The sequence below is a fragment of the Humidesulfovibrio sp. genome (assembly GCF_035560995.1).
GTDB lineage: Bacteria > Desulfobacterota > Desulfovibrionia > Desulfovibrionales > Desulfovibrionaceae > Humidesulfovibrio.
The window spans coordinates 1-6,910 of record NZ_DATMYK010000352.1; the positions used below are offsets into that span (position 1 = coordinate 1).

At 69.3% G+C, this 6,910-nt stretch carries 4 protein-coding genes; 3 read left to right on the forward strand and 1 reads right to left on the reverse strand.

The genetic code is table 11. The features are described from left to right. Window positions 1-1,434, reverse strand: a 1,434-nt coding sequence (locus tag VN419_RS13920) for a GGDEF domain-containing protein (RefSeq protein WP_325647819.1), incomplete at its 3' end; no start/stop codon positions are given. Between the two features lie 174 nt (window positions 1,435-1,608). Between VN419_RS13920 and VN419_RS13925 the strand changes: the two genes are divergently transcribed. The 3 genes from VN419_RS13925 to VN419_RS13935 all read left to right on the forward strand — a co-directional run bounded on the left by VN419_RS13925 (window position 1,609) and on the right by VN419_RS13935 (window position 6,702). Beyond that, complete coding sequence (locus VN419_RS13925; protein ID WP_325647820.1) at window positions 1,609-3,276, forward strand: glycosyltransferase family 4 protein; 1,668 nt, start codon at window positions 1,609-1,611, stop codon at window positions 3,274-3,276. Between the two features lie 10 nt (window positions 3,277-3,286). After that, on the forward strand, window positions 3,287-4,453 hold the full coding sequence (locus VN419_RS13930) for a glycosyltransferase (protein ID WP_325647821.1): 1,167 nt from the start codon (window positions 3,287-3,289) through the stop codon (window positions 4,451-4,453). Between the two features lie 206 nt (window positions 4,454-4,659). Next, on the forward strand, window positions 4,660-6,702 hold the full coding sequence (locus VN419_RS13935; RefSeq protein WP_325647822.1) for an acyl-CoA dehydrogenase family protein: 2,043 nt from the start codon (window positions 4,660-4,662) through the stop codon (window positions 6,700-6,702). The last annotated feature ends 208 nt before the right edge of the window (window positions 6,703-6,910 follow it).

The window sequence follows — 6,910 nt, forward strand, 5'->3', positions numbered from 1 at the left end:
GGCCACCACCACGCGGTTGCGGCCGCCATTCTTGGCCAGATACAGGGCCTGATCCGCCAAAGACACAAGCTCCCGCCCTTGCGCGCCCGGCTCCAGGGCGGCCACTCCGGCGCTCACGGTCAGCCGCACGGCCTCCTTGCACTCGCCGAAGTCGCGCTGCGCCAGGCGCAGGCGGATGCGTTCGGCCAGCAGCGCAGCCTGCTCGCGGCTGGTGTGCGGCAAAATCACCGCAAACTCCTCCCCGCCGTAGCGCGCCGGAAAGTCCGAGCCGCGGAGGCTTTCCAGCAGCAGCGAGGCCGTGCCCCGAAGCACCGCATCGCCCGTCTGGTGGCCGAAGGTGTCGTTGATGGTCTTGAAATGGTCCAGGTCGAACAAGATGAGCGACAGCGGCAGCTCGTAGCGGCCATGACGCTGGGCCTCCTCGTCCAGGCGCTCCTCGAAGCGGCGGCGGTTGGCGATCCTGGTCAGGCCGTCATGGTCGGCCATGCTCTTGACCTGCCGGTACAGCAGCGCGTTGCGCAGGGCCAGAGCCAGATGGTTCACCGCGGCGTTCAGAGTCTGCACTTGGTCCTTGGCCAGCCGCAGTCCCTTCTGGGTCAGGATGGCCAGGCAGCCGAAGCTTTCGCCCCCGGCGGCCAGGGGCAGCATGAGCAAGCGCCCGCTGCCGGGCAGTGGGGTCTGGCGCAGGTTCTTGCCGGGGGTCAGGCAATACTGCCGGTGTTCGGCCACATTGGCGCCGCCCAGGCGCTCGGCCCCGGCAAGCAGCACCCCTTCCCAGGCGGCATGCTCCAACGGAGCCATGCGGCAGTGCAGGTACAGCTCCGCGTCCAGCCCGGGACCGCTGTCGGCCCGGCTCCAGAATACGGCGCACAGCACGTCCACGGGCAGCAGGTGGCGCAGGTCCGTCCTGGCCTTGGCCAGAATGGTGCCCGTGTCGAGGGAAGCCGAGGCGCGGGAAAGCACGCGGTTCAAAAAGCTCAGGTGGTTGCCCTTGCGCGAGAGCAGTTCGCGCTCCAGGGTGATCTCCTCTGTCTTTCGGCGCAGGTCGGCGGAAAGGGAATCCAGCTCGCGCAGGCGTAAAAGGGCGTCGCGCACCTTGTAGCGCGTCAGCGGCAGGCGCACGGCGGTGAGGAAACCCTCGGACAGCACATGCTCGGTTTCCAGGGGCTCGGCGCTTTCCGGCACCAGCAGGATGCGGCGCACGGAATCGACAGCCCGGCAGGAGCGGCGACGGACTTTTGACAGCCCCTCCCACACCTGCTGGGGAATCCAGGCAGCCTGGCTGCGGCCTTCCTGGCCGCGCATCCAGGCCACGGCGTCCGGGGGCAGATTGCGCAGGGCGAACCCCGGCCCGGCGCTTTCTTCAATAAGCGCCGCCGTGTCCGGGTCGAGCCCAAGACCCCACATGATTTCAGGATGTTCGCTTCTGTGCATGACCCAACGCCTCCTGTGACGTACTGCGTAGCAGTTCGTATGATGCAAAAGGCGCTCCAGCGGCAAAGGATGCCGAGACCGTTTCCCCGGTAGCGGGCTTTGACAAAAATCGCCGTCTATGGCTTTGTCTCAGCCATGAGAAAGCCCGGCGTATTCGGCACCCTGGATCCCTTCATGGAAGACGGCGCCATTTTGGGCCGCAGGGTGGCCAATGTCGGCTTTCTGCGCTTCCTGCTGGCGGCTGACCCCTTCGAGGCCTACCACTTCTTCATCGCCGACAAGCCCCTGCGCGACTCCCTGGCGGAAAACCTGGCCCAGCTCGCGCCGGATATCGCCAAGGAGGGCCGCTTCCGGCTCATGGACCGCCGCGAGCTGCCCGCACGCCTGGCCGATACGTCATATTTCTGTTTCCACCAGTCGGACTGCATCAACCACCCCGCGCACATCGCCCGGCTGCGCAACGCCTACAGCGCGGAAATCTTTCCCATCACCGGGCCGGTGCACTCCCTGTCCTACCCGGACTATCCCCAGGCCTTTTTGCGCCACCTGTGGGCCGGGGCCACCGCGCGCGACTGCATCATCGCCACCTCCGAGGCTGGGCGGCTGGCGGTGGAGGGCTTTTTCGCGCACCTGCGCGCGGGCTACGCGCTGGAGCACATCAAAGGCCCGAGCATCCGCCGCGTGCCCCTGGGGCTCGACCCGGACTGCCTGGCCCACCCGCTGCCCACGCCAGCGGAAAAGACCGCCCTGCGCGCACGCCTGGGCCTGCCACAAAACCGCACGCTGATTCTGGTGCTTGGCCGGGTGTCCCACGCCTCCAAGATGGACTTGCTGCCGCTCATCCGCGCCGTGAGCCGCCTGTTCGCGGAGGAGCCCCGCCTCCCGCGCGACTCGGTCTCCCTGGTGGTGGCCGGCTGGGCCGATGAGAACGACCCCTTCCCCCAGACCCTGACCGACATGGGTGCGCGGATCGGGCTCGACGTGCGCCTGGAGCTGCGCCCCGGCGAGCGCCGCAAGAACGACATCCTCGCAGCCTGCGACCTCTTCGTGTCCATCGCCGACAATCCGCAGGAAACCTTCGGCATCACCCTTCTGGAAGCCCAGGCAGCGGGCCTCCCCGTCGTGGCCTCGGACTACGACGGCTACCGCGATCTCGTGGCTCACGGCGAAACCGGTCTGCTGGTGCCCACCCTGGGCGCGGCCCCGGCGGAAAGCGACGACTTCGTGGACCGCCTGGCCCCGCTCTTGTTCGACAACCAGTACCATCTGCTTTTGGCGCAGCGCACCGTGGTCTGCGCGCCGGAGCTGGCCCGGGCTCTAGGCGCGCTCATCGCCGACGCCGCCTTGCGCCGACGCATGGGCGAGGCCGGACGCGAACGCGTGCGCGCGCACTTCCTCTGGCCGGACGTCATCCGCCAGCACCTGGAGCTGTGGGACGAACTGCGCGCCCTGCCCGCGCCGGACATCGAAACCCTGCGCCACGTGCCGCACCCCTTGCAGCTGCCCTATTCCCGCGTGTTCGCCCCCTACCCCACGCGCGGGCTTGAGCCCGGCGACAGGCTCAGACCCGGCCGCACCGGCGCAGCGCTGCTGGGCGGACGCGAGTTCCCGCTGCTCTATGCCGGACTGGACAGCCTGCTGGAGGCCGAGGCCATCCGCAAGCTGGTGTTCCTGGCCCGCAAGGGCGAGACCGCTCAGGCGCTTTCCGGACGCTTCTGCGAGCTCTGCCCCGGCCTGGACGAGGAGCGCGCCGCCTACCACATCCTGTGGGCCCTGAAGCACGACCTGCTGGAGGCCGACTTGTCCGTCCAGCCTAGCCAGTCTGGCCAGGCCGGGACCTAGGCCGCCGCGCATGGGCCGCGTCATCGTGCACCACGCCGCGCTGCCCCACCGGGGTGGGGCGGTGCGCGTGGCCCGGCTGCTGGCCGCCGCGCAGCGTTCCACCGGGCACGACGCCCGCCTGTCCTTCGAGGTGGCGGAGAACGACCCCGAGGCCCTGGACGGAACAGGGGACGCCCCGTCGGATCTTGCTCCAGCCCTCCCCCTCTTCGGCCCCACGCCTCCGGAGAAACTGGGAAGCACCCTCGCCGCGCTCGCCGAAGACGCCCTGCTGCACCTGCACACCAGCACCGACTGGCCGCAAATGCTGGCGGGCCTGCTGGCGGAACTGCCGCCCCGCACCGGCGCGCGCCGCGTCATCCTCACCCTGCACGACGCCACGCCCCTCACCGGCGGCTGCGCCTATCCGCTGGACTGCCCGCATTTCCCGGCCTGCGCCGAGCCCTGCCCGCGCGATTTCCCCGCGGCTCCGGCACGGCAGGCCCAGACCCTGGACCAGTTGCGCCGCCTGGCCCCGCTGCTCGTCAGCCCCTCCGGCTGGCTGGCCGGGCTGGCCCGGCAGGTCCTGCCCGAACTCCCAGTGCACGTCATCCCAAACGGCGTGCCCTGGCCGGAGGCATCCGCGCTGACGCCCAAGGCACTGGCCCGGCAGGCGCTGGGCATCGCACCCGCGGCGCGGGTGGCGCTGTTTGCGGCCCATGGCGGCGCGCGCGCGGCGTACAAGTCCGGCCCGCGCTGGCTGGAGTTTTGGCAGGCCGTGCGCCAGGGCGCGCCCCAGGCCCTGGCCTATGCCGTGGGCGGCGACGAGGCCTGGAGCGGCGACGGCTTGAGCGTCTGGCCCTATGTGGACCGCAACAGGTTGTCTCTGCTCATGCGCGCGGCGGACGCCCTCATCTACCCCACCCTGGCGGACAACCACCCGCTGGTGCTGCTGGAAGCCGCGGCCCAGGAACTGGCCGTGGTGAGCTTCGCCGTGGGCGGCGTGCCGGAGATCCTGCGCCACGAGGAGACCGGGCTGCTGGCGCAGGCGGGAGACGGCGCGTCCTTCATCGGCGCGGCCATCCGGCTGCTGGCCGATCCGGCCCTCTCGCGCCGCCTGGGCCGCGAGGCCCGCGCGCGCGGCGGCAGGCGCTTCGCCGCCGTCCGCATGGCCGCGGACTACGCAGAACGTATTGACTGACACGGGTGACCGCGCGCCGTGAAAAGACGCCACCTGCGACGGGTCTATTGATTGAGGCCCGCGTTTCTCACCCCGGGCCGGCCTCCAAACCCCGCGAAACCAAATAGCCTTTGACGGGGGCCGCCGAATGCCGTATTTGAGCCCTCACATTCGGCACCCTGCCCAGCGCATTGCCATAACAAAATCAGCACGTTCGAGGTTTCAGCATGAGCAAGCTCGCGACCCTGCCCGGTGATGACGTCCGCCAGATCATGTGGCGCTACACCGACCGCTACGACCTGCAGATGGTTGTCCAGTCCGCGCGCGGCGTGGCCCGCGGCCATGTGGCCCGCATGGTGGCCGACGGTGCGCGCAACACCCACGAGTGGGACGAGCGCAAGGACACCCTGCTCGACGCCTTCGACGCCTCCGGCCTCACCGCCCTCTATATGGACACCACCCAGGGCGGGTACATCGACGGGCCCAAGAATTTCGCCCTCAGCCTGACCACCTTCGAACTCTCCTGGGTGGACGCGGGCGCGGCCACCTGCGGCCTGGCCACCAACCTGGCCCTGGCCCCCATCCATGAAAAGGGCACCACGGAGCAGCGCGACCACTACATGGGCCTGGCCTGCCCGGCCGAAGGCCGCAAGACCATGCGCGGGGCCTTCGCCCTCACCGAGCCCCTGCCCTTCGTGGGCGTGGACACCGGCATCCTCACCAGCAAGATCCGCGTGGCCGAGTGGGCCGACGGCCAGGAGCCCCTGCTCCAGGTGGACAAGCGCGGCCGCTTCATCACCGGCATGGACTTCGCCAACTTCGTCACCGCCGCCGTGGTGAGCGATGACCCGCGCATCAAGGGCTCCTGCATGGTCATCCTCGAAGAGGGCGACCCCGGCACCTTCGACCGCGGCGCAGTGACCAAGAAGATGGTGCACCAGCTCTCCAGCACCTGCGACCCCATCATGAGCCTCAAGGTGCCCGCCAGCCGCATCATCGGCGGCTACACCGTGAAGGACGGCGTCATCGTCCCCAACCACTCCCACGCCGAGATCATCGGCAGCGTGTTCCACCGCACGCGCATCCCCGTCGGCGTCATGAGCTCGGCCAAGCTGCTCTCCGCCATCGAGCCCATCATCCGCTACCACCGCACGCGCTTCCGCGGCGGCGACGCCCAGCCCGGCACCCCGCGCTTCGACCAGGGCCTGCAGATGAAGGAAGACGCCTGCCAGCGCCTGGCCGACCTCTGGGCTGTGGGCGAGGCCGGGTCCTCCCTCGGCTTCGACGCCTCCCGCAAGGCCGACCTGCTGGACCCGCTGGAGAAGGAGAAGGAAGCCCGCTTCCACGAGCAGGGCATCACCGGCCCGCGCGCCCAGATGAGCGCCCTTAAGAAGATGGAGCCCCAGGTCCTGGAATACCTCGACCTGCTCTACACCCCCGAGGACAAGCGCGACGCCGCCCGCTTCGCCGAGCTTGAAGCCGACATCTTCGTGCAGTGCATCGTGCTCGACGCCGAGACCAACGTGCTCATCCCGGCCTGCAAGCTGTGGTGCCCGGGCGTGGGCGCGAACATGATGCGCGAGGCCGTGTCCCTGGTGGGCGGCTACGGCGTCACCGAGGACTGCCCCGGCTTCCTGTTCCAGAAATGGAGCGACTGCCAGCTGGAGGCCACCTACGAAGGCCCCGAGGTCGTGCAGCGCCGCCACCTCACCGCCACCATGGGCAATCCCGTGTTCCTGGCCCTCATGGGTCACTGGATCAAGGAACTGGACTCCATGGCCGCCACCTGGCCCCAGGCCGGAACCAAGGCCCTGGCCCAGGCCATGCGCCTGTGGATGTGGACCCTGAACCACCTGCAGAACGCCAAGGACGCCGAGGGCAAGAAGCTCTTCTCCGGCAACCGCCAGGGCGTCACCTTCCCCATGGCCGACGCCATCAGCTGGCTGGTGGCCGCGCGCTCCTTCGTGGACGACGTGCGCGAACTGAAGGTGAAGGGCCCGGAGAATCCGCTCCTGGCCGAAAGCCTGGACGACACCGTGGGCTTCTTCGCCGATCTGGCCACCATGATGAACGCCCGCGCCGCCGGTGAAGTCGCCCGCGTCTGCGCCGAGCTGGTGTACGGTTACACCAGCGCCCCCGAAGCCGGCGAATTCCCGGCCCTGCGCGCGGCCGTGGACGCCTCCCTGGCCGGGGCCCGCCTCGCCCGCGACCGCGCCGGCGAAGCCATCACCGGGGTCATGATCCCGGAAGCGCTGGACTATCCGTTGTAAGCCCGCTGTAAGAAGAAGGCGAACCGGGGGGACACCTTTCTGAAGAAAGGTTCTCCCCCCGGACCCCCTTTCCAAAGACTTTTCAGGGGGTGCCGCGGCACTTCCCACGAGGCCTCTCCAAGCGAAATGCCCCTGACGCGCCTTGCGCGTCAGGGGCATTTCGCTTGGCACGCGGGTCCAGGGGGTGCATACCCCCTGGCGGGGTTCA

Coding starts and splice junctions, on each gene's coding strand:
- VN419_RS13925 (WP_325647820.1), top strand. CDS start 1,609: ATGGAAGACGGCGCCATTTTGGGCCGCAGGGTGGCCAATGTCGGCTTT.
- VN419_RS13930 (WP_325647821.1), top strand. CDS start 3,287: ATGGGCCGCGTCATCGTGCACCACGCCGCGCTGCCCCACCGGGGTGGG.
- VN419_RS13935 (WP_325647822.1), top strand. CDS start 4,660: ATGAGCAAGCTCGCGACCCTGCCCGGTGATGACGTCCGCCAGATCATG.